Annotated in this window: 14 protein-coding genes and 1 tRNA gene; 4 read left to right on the top strand and 11 right to left on the bottom strand. The window is 34.0% G+C overall.

Annotated elements, in window-relative coordinates; translation table 11 throughout:
- Positions 1–26 precede the first annotated feature (26 nt).
- The 6 genes from FUA24_RS14600 to FUA24_RS14575 are packed head-to-tail and all read right to left on the bottom strand — an operon-like array spanning position 27 to position 8,722.
- Entirely contained in the window at positions 27–1,391 is a 1,365-nt protein-coding gene (locus FUA24_RS14600; protein WP_148543582.1) for a quinol:cytochrome C oxidoreductase, read from the bottom strand.
- 20 nt (positions 1,392–1,411) lie between these two features.
- Positions 1,412–1,966 carry a c-type cytochrome gene (locus tag FUA24_RS14595; protein WP_187388290.1) on the bottom strand — a complete coding sequence of 185 codons (555 nt, stop codon included), beginning with the start codon at positions 1,964–1,966 and terminating at the stop codon, positions 1,412–1,414.
- 9 nt (positions 1,967–1,975) lie between these two features.
- Positions 1,976–2,509 (bottom strand): DUF3341 domain-containing protein, encoded by a 534-nt coding sequence (locus FUA24_RS14590; protein WP_148543580.1) that lies wholly within the window; start codon positions 2,507–2,509, stop codon positions 1,976–1,978.
- Positions 2,510–2,518: 9 nt separating this feature from the next.
- Positions 2,519–4,276 carry an NrfD/PsrC family molybdoenzyme membrane anchor subunit gene (gene nrfD, locus FUA24_RS14585; protein ID WP_148543578.1) on the bottom strand — a complete coding sequence of 586 codons (1,758 nt, stop codon included), beginning with the start codon at positions 4,274–4,276 and terminating at the stop codon, positions 2,519–2,521.
- A gap of 28 nt (positions 4,277–4,304) precedes the next feature.
- Positions 4,305–7,397, bottom strand: a complete 3,093-nt coding sequence (locus FUA24_RS14580; RefSeq protein WP_148543576.1) for a TAT-variant-translocated molybdopterin oxidoreductase — start codon at positions 7,395–7,397, stop codon at positions 4,305–4,307.
- 29 nt (positions 7,398–7,426) lie between these two features.
- Positions 7,427–8,722 carry a c-type cytochrome gene (locus tag FUA24_RS14575; protein WP_148544293.1) on the bottom strand — a complete coding sequence of 432 codons (1,296 nt, stop codon included), beginning with the start codon at positions 8,720–8,722 and terminating at the stop codon, positions 7,427–7,429.
- Positions 8,723–8,941: 219 nt separating this feature from the next.
- Between FUA24_RS14575 and FUA24_RS14570 the strand changes: the two genes are divergently transcribed.
- A complete protein-coding gene (locus tag FUA24_RS14570; RefSeq protein WP_148543574.1) occupies positions 8,942–9,334 on the top strand; it encodes an SPOR domain-containing protein in 393 nt (130 codons plus the stop codon).
- 116 nt (positions 9,335–9,450) lie between these two features.
- On the opposite strand, the gene infB is transcribed toward FUA24_RS14570, so the two are convergent.
- The 4 genes from infB to FUA24_RS14550 form a co-directional block, all read right to left on the bottom strand.
- Complete coding sequence (infB, locus tag FUA24_RS14565; protein WP_148543572.1) at positions 9,451–12,255, bottom strand: translation initiation factor IF-2; 2,805 nt, start codon at positions 12,253–12,255, stop codon at positions 9,451–9,453.
- A 31-nt stretch (positions 12,256–12,286) separates the two neighbouring features.
- Positions 12,287–13,519: a transcription termination factor NusA gene (gene nusA / locus FUA24_RS14560; RefSeq protein WP_148543570.1), complete on the bottom strand. Its 1,233-nt coding sequence runs from the start codon at positions 13,517–13,519 to the stop codon at positions 12,287–12,289.
- A 6-nt stretch (positions 13,520–13,525) separates the two neighbouring features.
- Positions 13,526–13,987 (bottom strand): ribosome assembly cofactor RimP, encoded by a 462-nt coding sequence (rimP, locus tag FUA24_RS14555; RefSeq protein ID WP_148543569.1) that lies wholly within the window; start codon positions 13,985–13,987, stop codon positions 13,526–13,528.
- Between the two features lie 150 nt (positions 13,988–14,137).
- Positions 14,138–17,242 carry a choice-of-anchor I domain-containing protein gene (locus FUA24_RS14550; RefSeq protein WP_148543567.1) on the bottom strand — a complete coding sequence of 1,035 codons (3,105 nt, stop codon included), beginning with the start codon at positions 17,240–17,242 and terminating at the stop codon, positions 14,138–14,140.
- 299 nt (positions 17,243–17,541) lie between these two features.
- On the opposite strand from FUA24_RS14550, the gene FUA24_RS14545 reads away from it, so the two are divergent.
- Together FUA24_RS14545 and FUA24_RS14540 are read left to right on the top strand one after the other, a co-directional pair.
- Complete coding sequence (locus FUA24_RS14545; RefSeq protein ID WP_187388289.1) at positions 17,542–19,263, top strand: LytTR family transcriptional regulator DNA-binding domain-containing protein; 1,722 nt, start codon at positions 17,542–17,544, stop codon at positions 19,261–19,263.
- Positions 19,264–19,372: 109 nt separating this feature from the next.
- Positions 19,373–20,104 carry a hypothetical protein gene (locus FUA24_RS14540; protein WP_148543563.1) on the top strand — a complete coding sequence of 244 codons (732 nt, stop codon included), beginning with the start codon at positions 19,373–19,375 and terminating at the stop codon, positions 20,102–20,104.
- A gap of 224 nt (positions 20,105–20,328) precedes the next feature.
- Here the strand turns inward: FUA24_RS14540 and FUA24_RS14535 are convergent.
- Positions 20,329–20,401 (bottom strand) — tRNA-Gln (locus FUA24_RS14535).
- A gap of 152 nt (positions 20,402–20,553) precedes the next feature.
- Between FUA24_RS14535 and FUA24_RS14530 the strand changes: the two genes are divergently transcribed.
- Positions 20,554–23,865: a glycosyltransferase family 117 protein gene (locus tag FUA24_RS14530; RefSeq protein WP_148543561.1), complete on the top strand. Its 3,312-nt coding sequence runs from the start codon at positions 20,554–20,556 to the stop codon at positions 23,863–23,865.
- The last annotated feature ends 1 nt before the right edge of the window (position 23,866 follow it).

The following is a 23,866-nucleotide window of genomic DNA, read 5'->3' as shown; positions in this document are numbered from 1 at the left end:
TATGTTCGTCTTTATTTATTCTTTAATTAATAATGAAAATCTTCGCTTTCCTTTCTTAGAGGATATCTCTTAACTAGTAATGGCGCTTTTGTTAACGCTGTAAACACTACAAAGATGAATAGACCCGCGAATAATAATATTGAACTTATTTCTGGTAATCCTAAAGACCATCTATCACCTACAGTAGCAGGCATAATCATATTGAATACGTCTATATAATGACCAAATAGAATTACTAAACCTGTCATAACTACAAACCATGGAACACGTTTGTAATCTGCACTCATAAGCATTAATATAGGGAACACAAAGTTTAACACTACCATACCTAAGAATGGTAATTGGTAATCGTTAAATCTAGCTATAAAGTATGTTACCTCTTCTGGAATGTTTGAATACCAAATTAACATAAACTGCGAGAACCATAAGTACGTCCAGAAAATACTAATAGCAAACATGAATTTTGCAACGTCATGTAAGTGATTTTCATTAACAAACTCTAAATGCCCTTTAGATTTTAAGTATAATGTGATTAAAGCAATTGTTGTAATACCACTTACAAACATACTTGCAAATACATACCATCCAAACAAAGTAGAGAACCAGTGAGGATCTACACTCATGATCCAGTCCCAAGACATCATTGATTCTGTATAGATAAAGAATACTAAAAATCCAGCAGCAATTCTAAAAGACTTTTTGTAGTTACTGTTGTCTTCTGCTGTATCTTGTGCAACAGAGAATTTACGAGCAAAATGACGGTATAATACCCATCCTCCAATAAAAATAACTGCTCTTAATGTGAATCCTCCAATGTTTAGCCAGCCAGATTTTCCTTGTATTAAAGCATCTTCAGCAACCACTTCAGGGTTCATCCATATAAATATACTATCGTGTCCTAAGTAGTGAGAAGCCAAAGCTATAATAACAACTATTACCGCTCCAGGTAACAAATAGGCTGTTATACCTTCCATTACTCTAAATAGTACTGGAGACCAACCCGCTTGCGAAGCAATTTGAATAGCATAAAATGCTAAAGTTCCTAAAGCAATCATCATAAAGAAGAATGCCGCAACATACAAAGCTGCCCAAGGTCTATTATGAATTTGATGCTGAACATGCTCTACATGCTTTTTGTGAGCATCACCATCATGCACTTCCGCATCATGTCCTTTTCCATGAGCATCATGTGATTCTGCATGAGTATCATGAGCAGGAGCAGCGTGTGAAGCCTCGTCCCCATGACCGCCATGGTGCGCTTCAGCTTCTAATAAATGCTCAACGTCTTCAAAAGATTTATGAGATGACATAAAACCAATTCCTACTCCAACGGCACCTAAAACCATTAGTATGATAGAAAATGTCTTTAATTTATTTGAAAATGTGTACATATCTATATAATCTTATCTTCTTACTTTTCTAAATCTGCTTTTAACTTTAAAACGTATGCTACTACTTGCCAACGTTCGTTTTCACTTAATTGGTTTGCGTAAGATCCCATACTGTTCTTTCCGTAATAAATAGTGTGGTAAATACTTCCTTCATTAATTGCTCTTCCTGCATCATCATAACTTGGAATACCTAATATTTTTTCACGTTTTACTAAGTTACCTTGACCATTACCTTTATTACCGTGGCAGATTCCACAATAAATATCGTATAACTCTTTACCTTTAGCTAAATCTACTTGAGTAGAATCTAAAGGGCTCGTAATTGTAGCTTTGGCTAATTCATAACCTTCAGTTCCAGGGTCTGTAATATCAAAAGGAATATATCCTCTTGCTACAGTTCCCTCTACAGGTAATTGCGCTTCAACCCCATTTCTAAATGGCGCTTTACTGTAAGTTTCATAACCAACAGACTCATACATGTTAGGCATGAATTGGTAGTTAGGAGCACTATCCTTTTTACAAGATACCGCTACAAAAACGATTGCTACTGCTAATATTTTAATTAAGCCTTTCATATTACTATATTAATGCGCTTCTTTATCTACTAAATTAATTTCTACTGCTCCAGTTTCTTTTAGTAAGTTTTCTAACTCACCTTCATTACCATGAACAGCAATTTCCATTAAGAAATGATCATCTGTAGTTCTTGGATCTGGATTTTCAGCTTTTTTAAATGGCCACATTCTACTGCGTAAATAAAATGTAATTACCATAAGGTGAGCCGCGAAAAACACTGTTAGCTCAAACATAATAGGAACGAAAGCAGGCATATTTTCTATGTAGCTAAAACTTGGCTTACCACCAATATTTTGAGGCCAATCTTCAATCATAATGAAATTCATCATTGTAATTGCCACAGTTAAACCTACTAGACCATATAAGAATGCACAAATTGCTATTCTTGTTCCTTCAAGTCCCATAGCTTTGTCTAGCCCATGAACTGGAAATGGTGTATATATCTCTTCTATATGATGTTTTTCTGCTCTTACTTTTTTAACAGCAGACATTAATACATCATCATCATTATAAATAGCGTGAATTACTTTTGAAGCTTCCATATGCTACTTTTAGTTTATTAAATTTTTAGCTTGACCAGACCAATCATCACGTTCAGCTCTTCCGGGGAAAGAACCTGTAATAGAATCTAGTAAGTCATATTCTTTTTTGGTCATTTTACTAACTTGTAAGAATGTATAAATACCAATGCTATTTAATACTTCTTCCATCTTAGGTCCAATACCACTAATTTTCTTTAAATCATCAGCTGTTTGTGTCTCAGCATCAAAAGAACCTATGGTACCAAGTAAGTCATTTACCCTTTCTTCTTTTTCTTCTTCCGAAACCTCTTCTACAACGACATTTTTAGTATCATCTGCTACATTAGAAACAACGTTATTAGAAGACGATGTTCTTTCATCAGCACCTGTTCCAGTTAAACTTTCACCAGCTTCTCTTAGATTTTTATACTTATCTCCCGAAGATTTTAAAATGGTCTTAACCTCTGCCTGTGCAATTACTGGGAATGTTCTTGAGTATAAAAGGAATAATACAAAGAAGAATCCAATTGTACCGATAAAGATACCTATATCAACAAAGGTTGGAGAGAACATTGTCCAAGATGATGGCAAGTAATCTCTGTGTAATGATGTTACAATAATTACGAAACGCTCAAACCACATACCAATGTTTACAACAATAGAAATGATGAAAGAGAACATGATACTTGTTCTAAGTTTCTTGAACCACATGAACTGAGGAGAGAATACGTTACACGTCATCATAGCCCAGTATGCCCACCAGTAAGGTCCTGTTGCTCTGTTTAAGAACGCGTACTGTTCGTATTCTACACCAGAATACCATGCAATGAATAACTCAGTTATATATGCCACACCAACAATAGAACCAGTAATCATGATAATGATATTCATTAATTCTATATGTTGTACTGTAATATAATCTTCTAAGTTACACACCTTACGCATGATGATAAGTAATGTGTTTACCATTGCGAAACCAGAGAATACAGCTCCAGCAACGAAATAAGGAGGAAATATTGTTGTATGCCAACCCGGTATAACCGATGTTGCGAAGTCAAACGATACAATAGTATGTACAGAAAGTACTAATGGTGTTGCCAAACCAGCAAGTACCAAAGATACTTCTTCAAAACGTTGCCAATCTTTAGCTCTACCAGACCATCCAAAACTTAATAAAGCGTATATTTTCTTTTGGAAAGGTTTTATAGCTCTATCACGCAACATAGCGAAATCCGGTAATAAACCTGTCCACCAGAATACTAATGATACTGATAAATATGTTGAGATTGCGAATACGTCCCAAAGTAATGGCGAATTAAAGTTTACCCATAATGACCCAAATTGGTTTGGAATTGGTAACACCCAGTAACCTAACCACGGACGACCCATGTGAATAATTGGGAATAGACCTGCCTGAACAACCGAGAAAATTGTCATTGCCTCAGCAGAACGGTTAATTGCCATTCTCCATTTTTGACGGAATAATAAAAGTACAGCAGAAATAAGTGTTCCTGCGTGACCAATACCTACCCACCAAACAAAGTTTGTAATATCCCAGGCCCAACCTACGGTTTTATTTAAACCCCAAGTTCCAATACCTGTTGAAATGGTATATAATATACATCCAATACCCCAAAGAAAAGCGGCAAGTGAAATTCCAAAAACAATCCACCATTGTTTATTTGCTTTTCCTTCTACAGGTTTAGCCACATCCACAGTAACATCGTGGTATGATTTATCTCCTGTAACTAAAGGTCTTCTAATAGGTGCTTCGTAATGAGACGCCATAATTATATAATTGATTCTTTAATTAGATTTATGCTTCAGTTGTATTTCTCACTTTTGTTTGATACTGTACATTAGGCTTAGTCCCAACATGCTCTAACAAGTGATACATACGGTTATCTTCTTTAAGTTTTGCAACTTTGCTTTCCTTATCATTGATGTCTCCAAAAATCATTGCACCACTACTACATGCTGCAGAACAAGCTGTTTTGAATTCACCATCTTTAATTTCACGTCCGTCACGTTTAGCGTCAAGAATAGTTTTTTGTGTCATTTGAATACACATAGAACATTTTTCCATAACACCACGAGAACGTACTACAACATCTGGGTTTAATACCATACGTCCTAAATCATCATTCATATGATAATCAAACTCATCGTTTTCTGCATATAAGAACCAGTTAAAACGACGTACTTTATAAGGACAGTTATTTGCACAATATCTTGTACCCACACAACGGTTATAAGCCATATGGTTTTGACCTTGACGACCATGAGATGTTGCCGCAACAGGACAAACAGTCTCACATGGTGCGTGGTTACAGTGCTGACACATTACAGGTTGGAAAGCCACCTGAGGATTATCAGCTGGAGATTCCATTTCACCAAATTGACTTAATGATTCACCTAATCCTGAAATATTTTCTTTCTTCTCAACATCACCTTTAAATGATGCTTCTGAAGAATAGTATCTATCAATACGTAACCAGTGCATATCACGTGATCTACGCACTTCTTCTTTACCAACAACAGGCACGTTGTTTTCAGCATGACAAGCTATAACACAAGCTCCACAACCTGTACAAGCATTTAAGTCTATAGATAAGTTAAAGTGATGTCCTATTGAACGATCAAATTCGTCCCATAAATCAACTTCTTGAGACGTTACTTCAACAGGCTCGTGGTTTAACGATACTGTTGGAATAGCATTCCAGTATTTTTTATCTTTAGTGTTAAATACCTCTAAAGTTGTTTCTTTAAGAATGTCTCCACGCCCCATTAAAGTATTGTGTAACTGAACACAAGCAAACTCGTGCATTCCACCAGCAGCTTCAACTTTTACGTTTTGAACATTATTAAAGTTAGTATATAAAGCAAAGGCATTAACACCTGTTTGCATTTCATCTTTTAAACCAGCAGTTCTACCATAACCAAATGATAAACCAACAGAACCTTTAGCTTGACCAGGTTGAATAATAACCGGGACTTTTACTGTTGTACCATTTACAGTTACATTAGCATAACTACCATCTAATGCTCCTGTAGCAACATGCTCATTTACTAAACCTAAGGTTTCTGCATCTGCTCTAGAAACAGTTAAGTAGTTATCCCAAGATGTTCTTGTAATAGGATCTGGGAACTCTTGCAACCATGGGTTATTAGCTTGTTGACCATCACCCATACCCGTTTTAGAGTACAGCGTTAACTCTAAACCTTCAGACTTAGCAGATCTTGCTAGGGCATTAGCTGCATTACTTGAAGGTGCTTCATTTTCTTCTTCAGAAACTTCAGCAGTTTCTTCTGTTTCAGTTACAATAGCTCCAACAAAAACACCATCATGTAGTGCTTTATTGAACGAACTCTCGCCTAAAATACTTGCTCCCCAAGTTTCTTTTATATAATCTAAATACGATGTATCATTTTCAGTCCATTTTAATAAAGACTCTTGAAATTGTCTAGTATCAAATAACGGACGAATAGTTGGTTGTGTTAAAGCGTAGTTTCCTTTCTTTAACTCAACATCTCCCCAAGACTCTAAATAGTGAGGCGCAGCAGCAATATAATTTGCTAGGGTAGAAGTCTCATCTGCTTTCATTGAAAAAGCAACTGAGAATGTATTCTTTAATCCTTCAGCAAAATCTGCAGCATTAGGCAATGTATACATTGGATTTACACCACTCATGATTAACACACCTACTTTACCTGCTTTTAAATCAGATACTAAAGCAGCAACTTCTTTATCACTACCTTGTCTTGTTTTTATTGGCGTTTTAGGATCAAAAGCTTTACTTCCTAAAGCTTCGTTTATTTCAAATACAACTGTTTGTGCATTTACATCTTGAATACCAGTTACAACAACACCGTTACTACCAGCTTTCTTCAATTGAGAAGCGGCTTTTTGAACAGCTTCTTCAACATTAGCAGGTAATGCTCCTGAGAATCCTCCACCTACTACTAAGCTATGTAATTTGGCTAAAGCTAATTTTTGCTCACTTGGAGTTAATGGTACACGCTTATCTGCATTTGCACCAGATAAAGACATATTAGATTCAAATTGAATATGTCTAGACATTTTACCATGATCTGGAACTCTGTTTTTAGCATACCCAGAATCAAATCCACCACCTTGCCAATCTCCTAAGAAATCAGCACCAACAGATACAATTGTCATGGCTTTAGAGAAGTCGTAATCAGCTAAACCACGCTCTCCGTATTTTGCTTGGAATGCATCTAGTGCAGCCGACTCTGAAACAGAATCATATGCCACATGACGCACATTTCCGTACTTTTCTTTAAATTCTGAAATTAACTTATTTGTTGATGGACTAGCAAAAGTTTGCGTTAACAATACAACGTCTTTACCAGCTCCAGCAGCTTTAGTTAATTGCGAAATAACTTCAGCATCTAAATCATCCCAAGAAACAGATGCTCCATCTTTCTTTGGTCCTTGAACTCTTAAACTGTCATATAATCCTAAAACCGATGCATTAACTCTGGCATTAGCGTTACCAGAAGCACCAGCTAAAGCGTTGTTTTCTATTTTTATAGGACGACCTTCACGAGTTTTCACTAAAACACTTGCAAAATCAAAACCATTAGCAATTGTAGTTGCATAATAATTTGCTACACCAGGAATAATTTCCTGAGGTTGTACAACGTATGGAATTGATTTTTTTACAGGCCCCTCACAAGCAGCTAAAGATGCAGCCGCAGTACTAAACCCTACATATTTTAAGAAATCGCGACGAGTTGTAGAACTTCCTTCTAAAGTTTCTTTATCTCCTAAAAATTCATCTACAGGAATTTCTTGAACAAACTCGTTTTGTTTTAGCGTCTCAACAACAGAGCTATTTTCGTTTAGCTCTTCAACACTTTTCCAGTATTTCTTGTTTGATGACATATGATATAATTGAATTACTTCTTACTTAATTAATAATGACACTTACCACATTCCAGTCCACCCATTTCGGCAACTGTTAACTTCTCTACACCGTACTTCTTAGATAATTCAGCATGAATTTTCTCGTAGTATTCATTGTCTTCAACTTTCACATTTGTTTCTCTGTGACAGTTAATACACCACCCCATTGTTAAAGATGAATGTTGATATAATACTTCCATTTCTTCAACTGGACCGTGACAAGTTTGACATTCTTGACCACCAACAGTAACGTGTTGTGAGTGATTGAAATAAACGAAGTCTGGAAGATTGTGAATTCTAACCCATTTTACAGGCTTAGACTCCCCAGTATATTTTTGATCTGCATCACTCCATCCAACAGCACTATAAAGTTTTTGGATTTCTCCATCATAGAACTCCTTAGAATGCTCAGGCGTAACTTCTCCGTTGTATTCTGAAATTGTTTTATGACAGTTCATACAAACGTTCAACGAAGGAATACCAGATGTTTTACTAACTCTAGCTGAAGAGTGACAATATTTACAATCTATTCCATTATCACCAGCATGAATCTTATGCGAAAAGTGAATTGGCTGTACTGGTTGGTAACCTTGATTTACGTCTATTTGCATTAAATAACCATAAACAAAATAAGCACTTGCTAATAAGAAGAATATTGCAGTAACCAACATTAAGAATTGATTCTCTACAAAAGCTTTCCATAACGGCTTTCTTTTTGTTGCCTCTGGTAAATCTATATTTTGCGCTTCCGCAAATCTGCGTAGTGTTTTATTCACTAAATAAAGACCAGCTGCTAACAACACGAATAAAATAGCTAAAGCACCTAAGATGATTTCGTTTGAAATTCCTCCAGAACTTCCTGAAGCTTGCGTTCCTCCATCAGGGGTTGGACCAGGCTTTGGTGGTTCAACTTTCTCCTGAGCGGTATATGCTAAGATATTATTTAAATCCTCATCTGTTAATTGAGGAAAAGCTGTCATTGCAGCACCACCAAACTCGTTATAAACTTTGTTTGCATAAGCATCGCCAGACTTAATAAGTCCAGAGCTATTGCGCACCCATGAATAAATCCAATCTCTATCTAGACCTTCATTGTCTGATAGACGTTGCTCTACATTTCGTAAAGCAGGACCTGTCATCTTTTTATCTAAGTGGTGACAAGCGGCACAGTTTGTATTAAATAATGATTTTCCTTTTGCTGGATCTCCGTCTTGAGCAGAGAGCGAGGTTGTAAACGCTAATAAAAAAATTAAGCTAAAACGAAGAAGGTTTTTACTTAATCTACGGTGAATCACCTGTTTCATATTATTGGTCAAATTAACTTCTAATCTTTGGTATGATTTTTTCATAAAACATGATAAATATCATACTTCTAAAATCTCTCGCAAAAGTAATACTTAAAGTCGATTTTAGAAATGTTAGAGAGTTGTTAATTATTAATTTAGAGGGATTCTAAATAATAAAATAATCTATATTTAAGTTAATATCGTATACATTTGTACAAATTATTAAAATTGAAAAAATTGAGTCACCATTTTAGAGTTATTGTAACTACCTGTTTTATAGTATTTACCGCTTCGGTTTTTGCTCAAGAAGGACAGGTTACCGTTAATCAGGATCGTAATATTGACGTTTTATTGAACATAAAAAAACAGCTCAATAAAACAGAAAATAGCGCTGATAGGTATAAGATTCAAATCTATAATGGAAGTAGATCTGGGGCTTATGCTGCTCAAAAAGAATTTCACGAATCTTTTTCTGATTGGCGCTCGCGAATTGAATATGAATCGCCTAATTTTAAAATTTGGGCTGGTAATTTTAGAACACGTTTAGAAGCAGATAGAGCTCTAAAACGCATAAAAAAGAAGTTTCCAAGTGCTTTTATTTTTAAACCGAAAAAAGAGAAAAACGGTTAAAACAAATTCATAATTTTAAGTTAGAGAATTTATAGATTCTTCACTTAGTTTTGAATGACATATAATAAAAAAAGCGAACCGATTGGTTCGCTTTTTTAGTATACAAAAATTGAACATTATTTCAATGTTTTCTTAACTGCTACTTCTTGGAAGGCTTCAATTATATCACCTTCTTTAATGTCGTTGTAATTCTTAACCTGCATACCACAATCGTATCCTTTAGACACTTCTTTAACATCGTCTTTAAATCGTTTTAACGTTGCTAATTCACCAGTAAATATTACAACACCTTCTCTAATTAATCTTACACCTGAACTTCTAAATATTTTACCGTTGGTTACCATACAACCAGCAATTGTTCCAACTTTAGAAATTTTGAATGTTTGTCTAATTTCAGCAGTACCAGTAATCTCTTCTTTAAACTCTGGAGACAACATACCTTCCATTGCATCTTTAAGATCATTAATAGCATCATAAATAATTGAATACGTTCTGATATCAATTTCTTCTTTATCAGCTATTGAACGCGCATTACCCATTGGTCTTACATTAAACCCAATAATAATGGCATCTGATGCTGATGCTAACAACACATCACTTTCGGTAATGGCTCCAACACCTTTATGTAAGATATTCACTTGAATCTCCTCAGTGGATAACTTTTGGAACGAATCTGTTAAGGCTTCAACAGATCCATCCACATCACCTTTAAGGATAATATTAAGCTCTTTAAAGTCTCCTAAAGCAATACGTCTACCAATCTCATCAAGCGTAATATGACGTTGCGTTCTTACAGATTGCTCACGTTGTAATTGTGAACGTTTTGTAGCAATTGCCTTAGCTTCACGCTCATCTTCAAATACGTTAAACTTATCACCCGCTTGTGGTGCACCATCAAGACCTAAAATAGATACAGGAGTAGATGGTCCAGCTTCTTTTATATTATTACCACGCTCATCATGCATAGCTTTTACTTTACCGCTATGCTGACCAGCCAATACATAATCTCCAACTCTTAAGGTTCCTGCTTGTACTAAGATAGTAGATACATAACCACGACCTTTATCTAAGAACGCCTCAACAACAGTTCCTAATGCAGGTTTGTTAGGATTAGCTTTTAGCTCTAATAATTCTGCCTCTAACAGTACCTTTTCTAAGAGTTCATTAACTCCTGTACCAACTTTGGCAGAAATATCATGTGATTGCACTTTACCACCCCAATCTTCAACTAATAAATTCATATTAGCTAAACCTTCTTTAATTTTATCAGGATTTGCGGCTGGTAAATCTATTTTATTAATTGCAAAAACAATAGGTACGCCTGCTGCTTGAGCATGCGAAATTGCTTCTTTTGTTTGCGGCATGATATCATCATCTGCGGCTGCAACAATAATTGCAATATCTGTAACCTGTGCTCCACGTGCACGCATTGCCGTAAAGGCCTCGTGACCTGGTGTATCTAAGAAGGCAATTTTTTGACCACCCTCTAACTCTACACCATAGGCTCCAATATGCTGGGTAATTCCTCCGGACTCACCTGCAATTACATTTTCTTTACGAATATAATCTAGTAACGATGTTTTACCGTGATCTACGTGACCCATTACCGTTACAATTGGTGCTCTTGGTTTTAAATCTTCTTCTTTGTCTTCAACAACTTCAATTGCCTCTTCAATATCTGCTGTTACAAACTCCACTTGGTAACCAAACTCTTCTGCTACGATAGTTAAGGTTTCAGCATCTAAACGCTGATTCATGGTAACCATCATACCTAAAGACATACACGCTGAGATAATTTGAGTTACACTTACATCCATCATAGTTGCAACTTCACTTGCAGTTACAAACTCCGTAACTTTAAGTATTTTACTCTCAGCCGCTTCTGCTTGTAATTCTTTTTCTGTTTGATCTCTATGTTGCTCTCTTTTCTCTCTACGATATTTAGCACCTTTTCCTTTAGAGCTCTTACCTTGAAGTTTTTCAAGTGTTTCTCTTACTTGACGTTTTACATCTTCTTCACTTGGCTCTTCTTTAACAATATTACGTCTTCCTCCACCTTGGTTTTTACCTTTAAAACGATCGTTTCTATTTTGTCCGCCTCTATTGTTATTATTTCCTCCTCCTTGTTGATTATTGCCACCAACCTTACTAATACGTCTTCTTTTCTTCTTAGCGGCATCGCCAGTTCCGGCCTTGGCATCTGGCTTTTTATCTTCTTTCTTTTTCTTAGGCTTATTGAATTGCGATAAATCTATTTTATCACCAGCAATTTTAGGGCCTGTAAGTTTTTGATATTTGGTTTCAACCTTACCTTCACTTATTAATGGCTCATCTTGAGAAGGCTTCTCCTTTTTAGGTGTTTCTTTTTTGAGTATTGGCTTTTCTTCTACCTTAGGTTTTTCTTCTACAACCTCTTTTGGTTGTTCTTCAACCTTTGGTGCTTCAACAATTTTAGGCGCTTCTTTTACAGGTTCTTCCTTAGCAACAACAGGTTCTTCTTTCTTAACCGGTTCCTGCTTTTCTTCAACCTTAGGCGCTACAGGCTCTTCTTTTTTAACTTCTGGCTTTTTAGGTGATAAATCTATTTTACCAACCGTTTTTGGCCCGGTTAAATTTCCTGATGCTTTAACAACTTCTTCTTTCTTGGCTGCCTCTTTTTGCTTTTCTTCAAGTTCACGCTCACGTTGCTCACGCAATTGATCTTTCTCCTTCTGCTTAGCCTCACTAACTTCTTTAGACGCCACTTTCTTATTAGCATCTGTTTGAAATTCATCTGAAAGAATTGCATAAACATCTTCAGATATTTTAGTAGTTGGACGCTTTTCAATCTCAATGCCTTTAGAATCCAAAAATTCTACGGCACGATCTAATGAGATATTAAGCTCGCGTAATACTTTATTTAATCTAATTGTTTCAGCCATAAATCGCCTTTAAAATACTCAAATATATGTGTTATTCTTCAAATTCCTCTCTTAGAATTCTAATAACCTCTGTAATTGTTTCTTCTTCTAAATCGGTTCTCTTAACTAAATCGCGCACATCTAACTCTAGTACACTCTTAGCCGTATCTAAACCTGCTTTGTTGAATTCTTTAATGATCCACTCATCAATTTCATCAGAGAACTCACTTAATTCTACATCTTCTTCAGCTCCTTCTCTAAACACATCAATCTCGTAACCAGTTAATTGACCAGCCAAACGAATGTTATGACCTCCTCTACCAATTGCCTTACTTACTTCTTCTGGCTTTAAGATTACTTCTGCTCTTTTACTTTCCTCATCAATTTTAATTGATGTTACTCTTGCTGGACTTAATGCTCTTGTAATGAATAGTTGTAAGTTATTTGTATAATTAATTACATCTATGTTTTCATTACCTAATTCACGTACAATTCCATGAATTCTTGAACCTTTCATACCTACACAAGCACCCACCGGATCTATTCTGTCATCATAAGAATCTACCGCTACTTTTGCCTTTTCTCCTGGGATTCTCACTACGTTTTTAATCGTAATTAATCCATCAAACACTTCCGGTATCTCTTGTTCAAATAATTTCTCTAAAAACTTAGGGGAGCTTCTAGACATTATAATTGATGGTTTAGCTCCTTTAAGCTCTACACTATCAATAACCCCTCTTACATTATCTCCTTTTCTAAAGAAATCTGAAGGTATTTGTCTATCTTTTGGCAACACAATTTCATTACCTTCATCATCTAACAAAATGACTGCTCTATGACGAATATGATGAACTTCTGCTGTATATATTTCTCCTACTAAATCCTTAAATTGTTTATAAATTATAGTATTGTCATGCTCGTGGATCTTAGAAATTAAGTTTTGGCGTAATGCTAAAATAGCTCTTCTTCCTAAGTCTACTAATTTTACCTCTTCAGACACATCTTCACCTACTTCAAAATCTGGCTCAATCTTTCTTGCATCTGTTAATGAAATCTCTTGATTTTCATCTTCAACCTCTCCATCTGCTACAACTATTCTATTTCTCCAAATTTCTAAATCTCCTTTATCTGGATTTACAATGATATCGAAATTGTCATCATCACCATATTTCTTCTTTAAGGCACTTCTAAACACCTCTTCTAAGATGGCCATTAACGTTACTCTGTCAATTAGCTTATCGTCTTTGAACTCTGAAAAAGATTCAATTAACGCGACATTTTCCATAATGAATTAAAATTTAATCATAACTTTTGCTTCTACAATATCTTTATAAGCGATATTCGCTTCTTTGGTTACAGTTACTTTACCTTTACCTATCGGTTTGGGTTCTCTAACTTTCCACTGTAAAGTAATTTCTTCATCTGAAGTATTTAAAAGTGTACCTTCAAATTTTTCTGAATCTGTTTTTACTTTTAGTGTTCTATTAAGGTGTTTTTTATACTGGCGTTGTTTAACTAAAGGCGCTGTAGCACCCGCAGACATTACATCTAAAGAGAAATCTTGTTCTTCTCTATCAAGGTTATGTTCTATTGCTCTACTGATGAAAATACAATCTTCAACTAACACACCATTATCTCCGTCTATCACAACTTTAATTTGGTTATCGCCTTGAATTGATAAGTCTATAAGAAATAAATCCTCCCTCTCTTGTAAAGCTGCCTCTAGTAAATTCTCTACTGTAGTCTTAAACATTTTTTAGTATAAAAAGAGGGGACTTTCCGTCCCCTCATTACCTTTATTTCGTCTTTCAACGCTGCAAATATATACATTTTTAATTAATTAACATCAAAAAAGCCTCTACTTAATAAAGTAAAGGCTTTTTATATCTCTTAAAAATTTGAATTAGAACTTTACAAAACGTTTTGCTCCTTCAACATTTTGTTCATCTTTTGCTTTTACAATGTATATTCCTGAAGTTAATTCCGAAACATCTAAAACTGATTTGTTTTCAAATTTCATTACTTCTTGCCCATTAATATTGTAAATAGCTCCTGATAAAACTTTACTAAATTTTAAGTTTGTGTCTACTACTGGATTAGGATACATTTTAAAACTGTTTTTAGATACATTATCTAAACTTAGAGACCCTTGACTTCTTCTAGTTGCCATAGCATATAACATTTCTGCATCTAATTGAATAACACCTAATGACCCACTAACTTCATAACCTACTAATAATAAGTTTTTAGCGTTTGGACTATCTGTAGCAGGAATAAACTTTATGATTTCAGGAGAAATATCGCCTGATGTTCTATTATCCTTGTAATATGTTACAAACTCAGCATTTTTAGGATCAGTAATATCATAAACAAGAATTGCACTTTGTCTTTCTAATCCAACAAACGCATAAGTAATTCCATCTATAGTTCCAATCGCAACTGCTTCTGGCTCTCCTCCTTTATCATCAGATCTATCGTCAAAATCTCCATCATCTTCATTGAATAATTCTGGCTCCTCAGATTTTATATTTTGACCAAAGCTATCTGCACTATCAAACACTAAGTTACCATATTCATCAAAGATTGAAAACGATCTTGCTCCATAGGAATATATTTGCTCTATTACACCATCTTTATTGTAATCTCCAGTAGCTGTTGTTGTTTTTAACCTTCCTAAATCTTCATTTTCTTGAAGTGCATCAGCATTAGGATAATACGATTCGTTTAATGTTAAATCTTTTACACGTTCTTCTTCAGAATATCCATTATAATCTCTAGCATCCCCTTCATTGGCTGTAACAATATAGTCTACACCATTTAAACTATAAGATGCAATAGCATCTGGCATAAACATTCCTAATGTTGGATGTTGTGCAATATTGATTTTATCATCTTTATTTGAAGCATCAAAACCATAATCATTAGCAAATGAAATGATTCCTAATACACTGTTATCTGTAATACCAGCCCCAGCTAAACCAAAATCATTATCATTTATTACTGCTATTTCATTATTTGGTAATAAAGCAATCCCTTCTGATTTATCAGACCCTTGATAACCAACTGATGGTAGGTTAACTACTTTCGTTTTATGAACCACATGAACTCCTGCTGATGCAATTTCATCTGCCGTCATTTCTTCTAGCTCTTTCCCTATTGGTAATCCGCAATTTGTATCTAAAATGTTTGTTGCATAATTGATATCTATCTCAAAGACATATTTTTTACCAGTCTCTACAGTTGGCCCTTCTGAGTCTCTTTCAATAACTAAGAACTTACCATCTCCTGTATAAACAGCATCTCCAATTTTGTCAACTCTAGATGATGAATATCCTGCATCTTTATTTCTCTCTAAAAGATACACATACTCTTCAACTGGAGCTCCGTTGGCACAACTAATTCCTAATATTCTAATAACATCTGAATTGTTTTTAGTTACACTTGAAGGGTTGTATAATGGTGATTGTATGAAAGCATAAATAACATCTTTGGTTTCATCATAAGCAATAGCTTCAAAACCTCTGTTAGCTCTTCTTTTAGAGTATACTGCAGGTAATGTTTCTGCTCCGTAAGTCCCTTTTGGCTGTGGTACAGTTCCCAACATAGATGTTCCTTGAGGCACATATCTTTCAATTAACTTACCATTGCTATCAAAATTATAAATTGCTGGTCTGTATTCGTCACACATCCAGAAATTACGATTCTTATCAATTAAAACACCTTCAAAATCACCTCCAAATTCATCATAAGGTAAGGCATGAAATTCTTCAGAATCTGCTCCAACATAATCTGTATTCCCGTAGGTTGTGCTTGCATCTGTATATGTTACAGGAACCTCATCAAAACCTGGGATATTTCCTTTTCCAGTAATTGGCGTAACACCATCTTTTCTTGTTAAAAGAATTTGATCGTCTAAAGTTACAGCTCCAGTAGTTCTATTTATAGTAAACTTGGCTATTCTACCTTGGTAGTTTGGTAACTTAAATGGTCTTAAGTTTTGGGAAGTACTTGGTGTAACGCTAGATTTACCCACCGGACCATCATTAGGACCTCTATCTGGAACAGCATAAAAAACAGCTGTTTCATCTGTACAACTTGGTGCGTCATAATATAAACCTGAAAAACCACCCAACATAACAGGTGCTTGTCCACCATCATAAACTGGTGTTCCTAATTCCGGCCAACTAGCAACAAGATCATTAACTATAAAACTTTCAACAGTTGGTGTACCAAGTAAATGGTTCTTGTACCCAAGAGGTAAGATATCTAAAATAGAATTGTTTGTTAAATCTAAAACAATAAAAGCATTATTCTCTTGACAATTCACATAAGCTTTTGTTCCATCTTCAACTACTGTAATAAACTCAGGTTCTAAATCTTGAGCTACACAAGAAGCTCCGTTATTTCCAAAAATACGGATACCTTTGTTTTCTAAAGAAGCTCTTTTATCATTATAGCTTCCTAAAGTTATATGACTTACTGAAGCATTCATAACACCAGAAGTTAAATCTACAACAGTAATGCTTCCTTCTGGGTCGTTTGTGTAATCATCAGAAGGTTCACCTTCATTTGCTACTAGTAGCTTTTTACCATCTGGTGTAAAAGTTATCATATCCGGCAGGGCACCAGCCGTAACTTCTTTTAAAAAATTACCATCTAAATCAAAAAACACCACTTTTCCTGGGTCTTGTTTAGAATCAGCTTCTACAGCCACAGCTGCAACATTTCCAGCAATTGCAATAGAGTTAGGACCTGCTCCATAAGCTGATAAATCAACATTTTTAACTAAAGTAGGATTAGCTGGTGTACTAATATCTACAATAGTAAAACTATTAGTAGCAGAGTTTGTGAAGAAAGCTTGCTGATTTGCCACATCATGCGCAACGGTTTCCGCAGAACCTTCTTCATTTGTGTAATACGAGGCTAAGTGTTTGAGAGGGGTTTGACTTTTAGCTGTAAAAGTTACAGCTAAGGCTAGTAAACTAGCGATTAACGTAATTTTTTTCATTTCTTATGCAAATTGGATTAATTAGGACAATAAAGGAATGAATTACAACAGTTTTAAATATTATGTAGATGTAAACTATTGGTTCCTAATTTTAAATTAATGCAACCTTAACCTTAAGAATATGAGTTAATTATTAAGAACTAAAAAACTAAACCCTAATAGAGCATAATTTATTTAAATAAGACAAATCATAACGTATCTATTAGTCACCTCCAGTTTTTTGTTAAGTTAAACTTATGTTTAAAACAAGAAAAGAAACTGGCGCTTGTATTAAATTTACGAGATTAAAAACAAAGATTTTGATTCATACTATCTTAATTTTAGATTTTGAAAACTTATCAAATAATTCAGAGGTTGATTACATAAAAAAAGCCGTACCTCTAGAGATTACACATCTATTATCTCAATTCAAAGAGATTAGGATAATTTCTAATATTACACAAAACCTTCTAAACACGGAACTAGGAAAAAACACAAAAATAGATTTTTTCCTCAAAGGAACTTTTATAAAAATAAAGAGTAGTTATAGATTTCAATTTCAACTAATAAATAACAAAAACAATGAGTGTTTATTATCAATTAAACTAGAAGAAGATGAAAAAAACATGTTTCAACTTATTGATTCTGTTTCATATAAGATAGCAAAGCATTTAGAACTAGAATTTTTATCAAAAAAGAACCGACCAAACATTAATCATACAGCTTACCAATATTATTTAAAAGGTTTACAAAATTGGAACTTATGGAATAAAGAGGATATTGAACAAGCTATTGAATATTTTAAAGAAGTTATTGAATTAGAGCCGGAATTTGCTATGACTTATGTTAGACTAGCTCAATGCTATTCTTTTTTAGCAGCTGTAATTACTAAAGACAGTATTAGAAATTATAATTACGCAAAAGAAGCCGCCAATAAAGCTATAACTTTAGACAAAGACTCCATTGATGCGTATTTGAATTTGGCTTTAATTAAACTGATTAATGATGTAGATATTTTGGGAGCTTACTATGCTTTTAAAAATGCTTTCTCTATTAACAACTCTTATATTAAGTGTCATCATTATTACGCCTATTACTTAATAACTATAGGCAAATACCAAAATGCTATAGACACACTAGACTTTTCCTTAAAATTGGACCCTTTAAATTTACAACTAAATACGACTTATGGATTTACGTTGCTACTTCATAAAAAATACAATAAAGCTGAAAAACATTTAAAAAAAACCTTAGCAACCTATCCGGAATCTGAAGTTACTTATGATGCTCTTATTTGGACTTATATATTAAGTGAACAATATTTCAAAGCTAAAATGTTGATTGAAAACAGCAAAATAAACTTACTTCTTTCACCTACAATGCAAATTATAGTTTACAAAGCTCTTGAGGACACTAAAAAATTAACATTTTGGAGAAAGAAGTTTGAAAATTTACTTAAGCAAGATAAAAATGGAAGCTATAGTAGAGAAATTTCAGCCGTATATCTTGCACTAGGGGATTTAAAAAATGGAGCTAAATATTTTGAATCATTCTACAAAAACAAAATGGGTTTTATTAGAGCTTTATCTCATCCTGCATGGAAAACATTCAGAGAAAGCGATAAATTCTATTTGTATAAAAAAAGATTAAAATTGCTAAACCCTCCCACTTTACCCCCCGATCTTACTAAGGGAACAAATGATATCATTTTAATACGTTCTTCTACATCCGATTTTTTCACTATTCCTGCAGATAGCCTGCTTTATATTGAATCTAAGGGAGTATATTGCGACATTAATTTTGTAAATAATCATAAAATTCATAAAAAAGTGCTACGTGTTTCTCTTAATAAAATAATGAAGGACACACTTTATTTACATTTTTTCAGATGCCATAACTCATTTATTATAAACAAAAAAGCACCTTTTTTTATCTCTGGTAATCGTAAACTAGCTAAATTAAAATTAAAAAGGCATAATATTAAAATTCCTGTTTCCAGATCTAAATTCATAGAAGCATTTAAACTTTTCCCGAACGTTTAAGAAGTGGCTTAGAGCCCATACACAACATTTTTTTCCATAATAGAACACAAATTTCGTAGTCTTTTGGTGCAACAATACTTTTGGTATAATAACTTGTAAAACAATAAAAATGCATCAATTAAAATCAATAACATTATCATTATTCATTTTTTTCGCTCTAAGTATGAAAGGGCAAAATGCAATGGTTAAAAGTCATCAAATGAATACTATGGAAAAAACAAAACCTACAAAACAACATCAAATTTCCCTTAAAAAAGGAGATTTATTTTTAGTTATTTCGTCAATTACAAAACCAGACGCTCAAAAAGCTATGAATGCTTATTTTCAAAAAGTATTCCCAATAGCTTCAAAATACGGGTTTAAACCTTTAGCTAATTTACCAATAGATAATATAGTTGCCGGCAGTTATAAACCAAATAACTTTTTTGGGCTTTACACTTGGCCAAATAAAGAAGCCGCAGCTTCTTTTTTAAAAGAATTACCAAACTCCGAGCTTAAACCCATGCGGCTAAAAATATGGGACGAATTGAAACAATCAGCTATTATTATTGACCAAGAAACTACTTTAACTTTTAGTAATGAAAAGGTTTATGAAATAACTATGCTGTATAACAAAAAGAAGCTTAAAGAAAAAAAAATAAACAAACATCATGGTAAGGTTTTATTTAGCAAACCGGTGAGTGGTTATGAGGATTTAACATCGGGAAGCGCTCCTGATTATCTAGCCATTATCGAATGGAATTCTGAAGAAGAAGCTAGAGCTTACAAATATCATGCACATGGGGCTTTAGATAATGAAGAAACATTTTATACTCACATTCAAATTTCTGAGGATAAATAAGCTTTTGATAATTATTTTAGAACATCAACAAACGAAACGTAAGTTATAGAAGCTTACGTTTTTTTTATTTTTGTTATGCTTCAATTAAGATGAAATCTTCAATAATACCAATTACAACTTATTAAGTTAAGCATAGATGTTTAATTACTCCACTTAAAATATAACTCTTTAAAAACAATTAAAACAAAAAAGCCTTCATTCGAAAATGAAAGCTTTAATTGAAGTTGGCCTACTAGGGCTCGAACCTAGACTCTTCTGGACCAAAACCAGACGTGTTGCCAGTTACACCATAGGCCACTGTGTAATTGAGCGTGCAAATTTAAAACAAAGTTTTGTTTGAACAAATATTTTTTTAAAAAAATAATACTTATTCCTTAACGTTTACTTAAAAAAATTTGAAGTACGGTATTTATTACTAAATTCGCCAAAGCAATCAAACATTAGATTTTATGAGCATTCAGAACTTTAAAAAATGGAATACTATTTTAGGCTGGTTCTCTTTTTTAATAGCCCTAATCACCTATAGTTTAACTGTTGAACCAACAGTAAGTTTTTGGGATGCTGGAGAGTATATTTTAACCTCTTCTAAGTTACAAGTCGGTCATCCTCCGGGAGCGCCTTTATTTCAAATGTTGGGTGCTTTTTTCTCCATATTTGCTCTAGAACCTTCACAAATTGGTTGGATGATGAATATGATGAGTGCCGTTGCGAGTGCATTTACCATCCTTTTTATGTTTTGGACAATCTCCTTATTACTTAAAAAAATTGTTGGTAACACCGAAGATAACCAAGCAAAAGGACAGACGATTTTAGGCAGTGCACTTGTTGGAAGTTTAGCTTTCACTTTTACTGATTCGTTTTGGTTTAATGCGGTTGAAACTGAAGTTTATGCCATGGCAACTTTAATTATGTCGGTTTTATTCTGGTTAGGATTGCGCTGGGAACAAGACATGGATAATCCCCGTGGTAACCGATGGTTAATTTTAATTGCTTTTGTTATCGGTCTATCTTTTGGTGTTCACTTTATGGGACTTTTAACTATTCCTGCAATCGGGCTTATCTATTACTTTAAAAACTATAAAACCGTAACAGTTAAGAACTTTATTATTGCCAATGTTGTTTCGGTTGCTATACTTCTGTTCATTTTTAAATTTTTAGCACCTAACATTTTAAAAGTGTTTAGTGTTTCTGAAATATTCTTTGTAAACACAGTAGGTTTACCATTTAACTCAGGATCAATAATCGCTGCTATTGCATTGGTAGCTATTATTTTTTACGCTTTAAAATATACCAGACAAAAAAACTATACACATATAAATACAGGGATTCTTTGTTTAACCTTCGTTATAATTGGGTTTTCTTCTTGGTTAATGCTTCCTATTAGAGCTAATGCTAATGTGGTTATTAATGAAAATAATCCTTCTAGTGCTAGAGAGTTATTAGCGTATTACAATTTGGAACAGTATCCTGAGACACATCTTTTTTATGGGCCACAGTTTACAGATATTTATGCTTCATTAGATGAGAACAATCCATACAAAGATGATAAACCTAAGTATGAAAAAGACGAGAAGAAAGGTGAATACATCATTGTAAATGATTACAAAAACGCAAAACAAAACTATAATTCTAAGCACGCTTCTTTTTTACCTAGAATGTGGAGTAGTGAACATGCCGAAAATTATATGATGTTTTCTGGTTTTTTAAACTTTAAGATAAAACCAGAACATCAAATGGATAATGATGTTAGAGGCTTAATCAATGGTTTTAGAAAAGAGGTTATGCAAGGTAACGTTGATTACGAGGACTACAATAACTTCTTAAAACGATACGGAAGGGATTACCTAGAGATAGAAAAACCGTCTTTAGGCGATAATCTTAAGTACCTATTTGAATATCAACTTGGCTATATGTATTGGCGCTACTTTATGTGGAATTTTGCCGGAAGACAAGATGATATCCAAGGGCGTTATGATAACCATGGTGATTGGATTAGCGGAATTAAGCCTTTAGACAGTGCCATTTTAGGGTATTCTCAAGACGACTTACCTAGCGACATAGAAAACAACAAAGGACGAAACACCTATTACTTACTTCCTTTAATACTTGGTATTTTCGGATTCTTCTTTTTATTTAATAAAGACAAAAAATTGTTCTGGGTAATGCTTGTGTTTTTCTTATTTACAGGAATAGCCATTCAGGTATACACAAACGTACGTCCGTTTGAACCCAGAGAAAGAGACTATTCTGTAGTTGGTTCGTTTTACGTATTTGCTATTTGGATAGGTTTTGGTGTTTATGCCATTTATGACACGATTAAGAAGTATGTGCCTCAAAAATTGGCTGCTCCAATAATTACAGTAATTTGTCTTGTTCTGGTTCCTGGAATTTTGGCTGCTAACAACTGGGATGATCATGACCGTTCAGATAAATACACAGCTCAAGCCATGGCCAGGAAGTATTTAGACTCTTGTGCTGAAAATGCCATTCTATTTACTATTGGAGATAATGATACGTTTGCGCTTTGGTATGCTCAGGAAATTGAAGGTTACAGAACAGACGTTCGTATAGTTAACACTAGCTTATTTCAAACAGATTGGTATATAGACCAAATGAAACGCAAGGCTTATGAAAGTGACCCTATACCATCTCAATTAACACACAAAGACTATAGACATGGGACTAACGACTATATTAACCTTGTGCCATTTTCTAATGATACCATCCCAATAAAAGATGCTTTAAAGTTTATAACAGATAACCCTAAGTCTAAGCTTAAATACTTCTTAGAAAACATTAGAAAGGAAGACACTAGAGGATATCCATCACAACATTTAAATCTAAGATATTTACCAACAAAGTTTCTGGAACTTCCGGTGAATAAGGAAAATGCAATAAAGTATGGTATAGTAAAGCCAAAAGATGCCGATAAAATTGTTTCTAAAATAGATTTAGAAATTACTGATGGTGCTATTTACAAAAACAGATTACTAATGCTAGATATTGTTGCTAATAACGACTGGAAACGCCCAATTTATTTTACTGGTGGAAGTTTTGGTGATGATGATTATATCTGGATGAAAGATTATCTTCAACTAGATGGTATGTGCTACAAACTAGTGCCAATTAGAACACCCGTTGACCGAGCGAATCCTTTTGATATGGGACGTGTTGATGCTGATTTAATGTATGAAAAAGTAAAAAAATGGGATTGGGGTAATAGCGGCAGCAAAGATATATATCACGATGTTGAAACTAGAAAAAACTCAATTACCTACAGAGGAAATCTAGCCAGATTAATTGAGCAACTAATTAATGAAGATAAGTTAGATAAAGCTGAAGAAATAGCCGATATAGCTATGCATAATATGCCTGTTGATTATTACGGTTATTACACGCTTCTTGAACCTTATATTGGAGCTTACTATGAAGTAGGTAATAAGGAAAAAGCGCAACAACTTTTTAAAGACGTAGCTGTAAAATATCAAGAAAATTTAAAGTATTATAGTGGTTTAAAACAGAAGAATCAGGAGCGTATGTTTGAAGAAATTTATACCGATATTCAACGCTATAAATCATTAATTGATGTTTTAATTAGACATGATATTGAGTTTGCAAACGAAGAAGGCGATGTATTCAATGATTACTTAAGGCTATTTAAGTATTTCATTGATGAAGGTGAAGAAGCTACTCAGCAACCTCTAGATGAAGATATTAAACCTAGTGTATCAACTGATACTATTGAAGCTATTAGCAATTAGT

The organism is Seonamhaeicola marinus (assembly GCF_008085455.1).
This window is presented reverse-complemented; position numbering and strand designations above follow the sequence as displayed.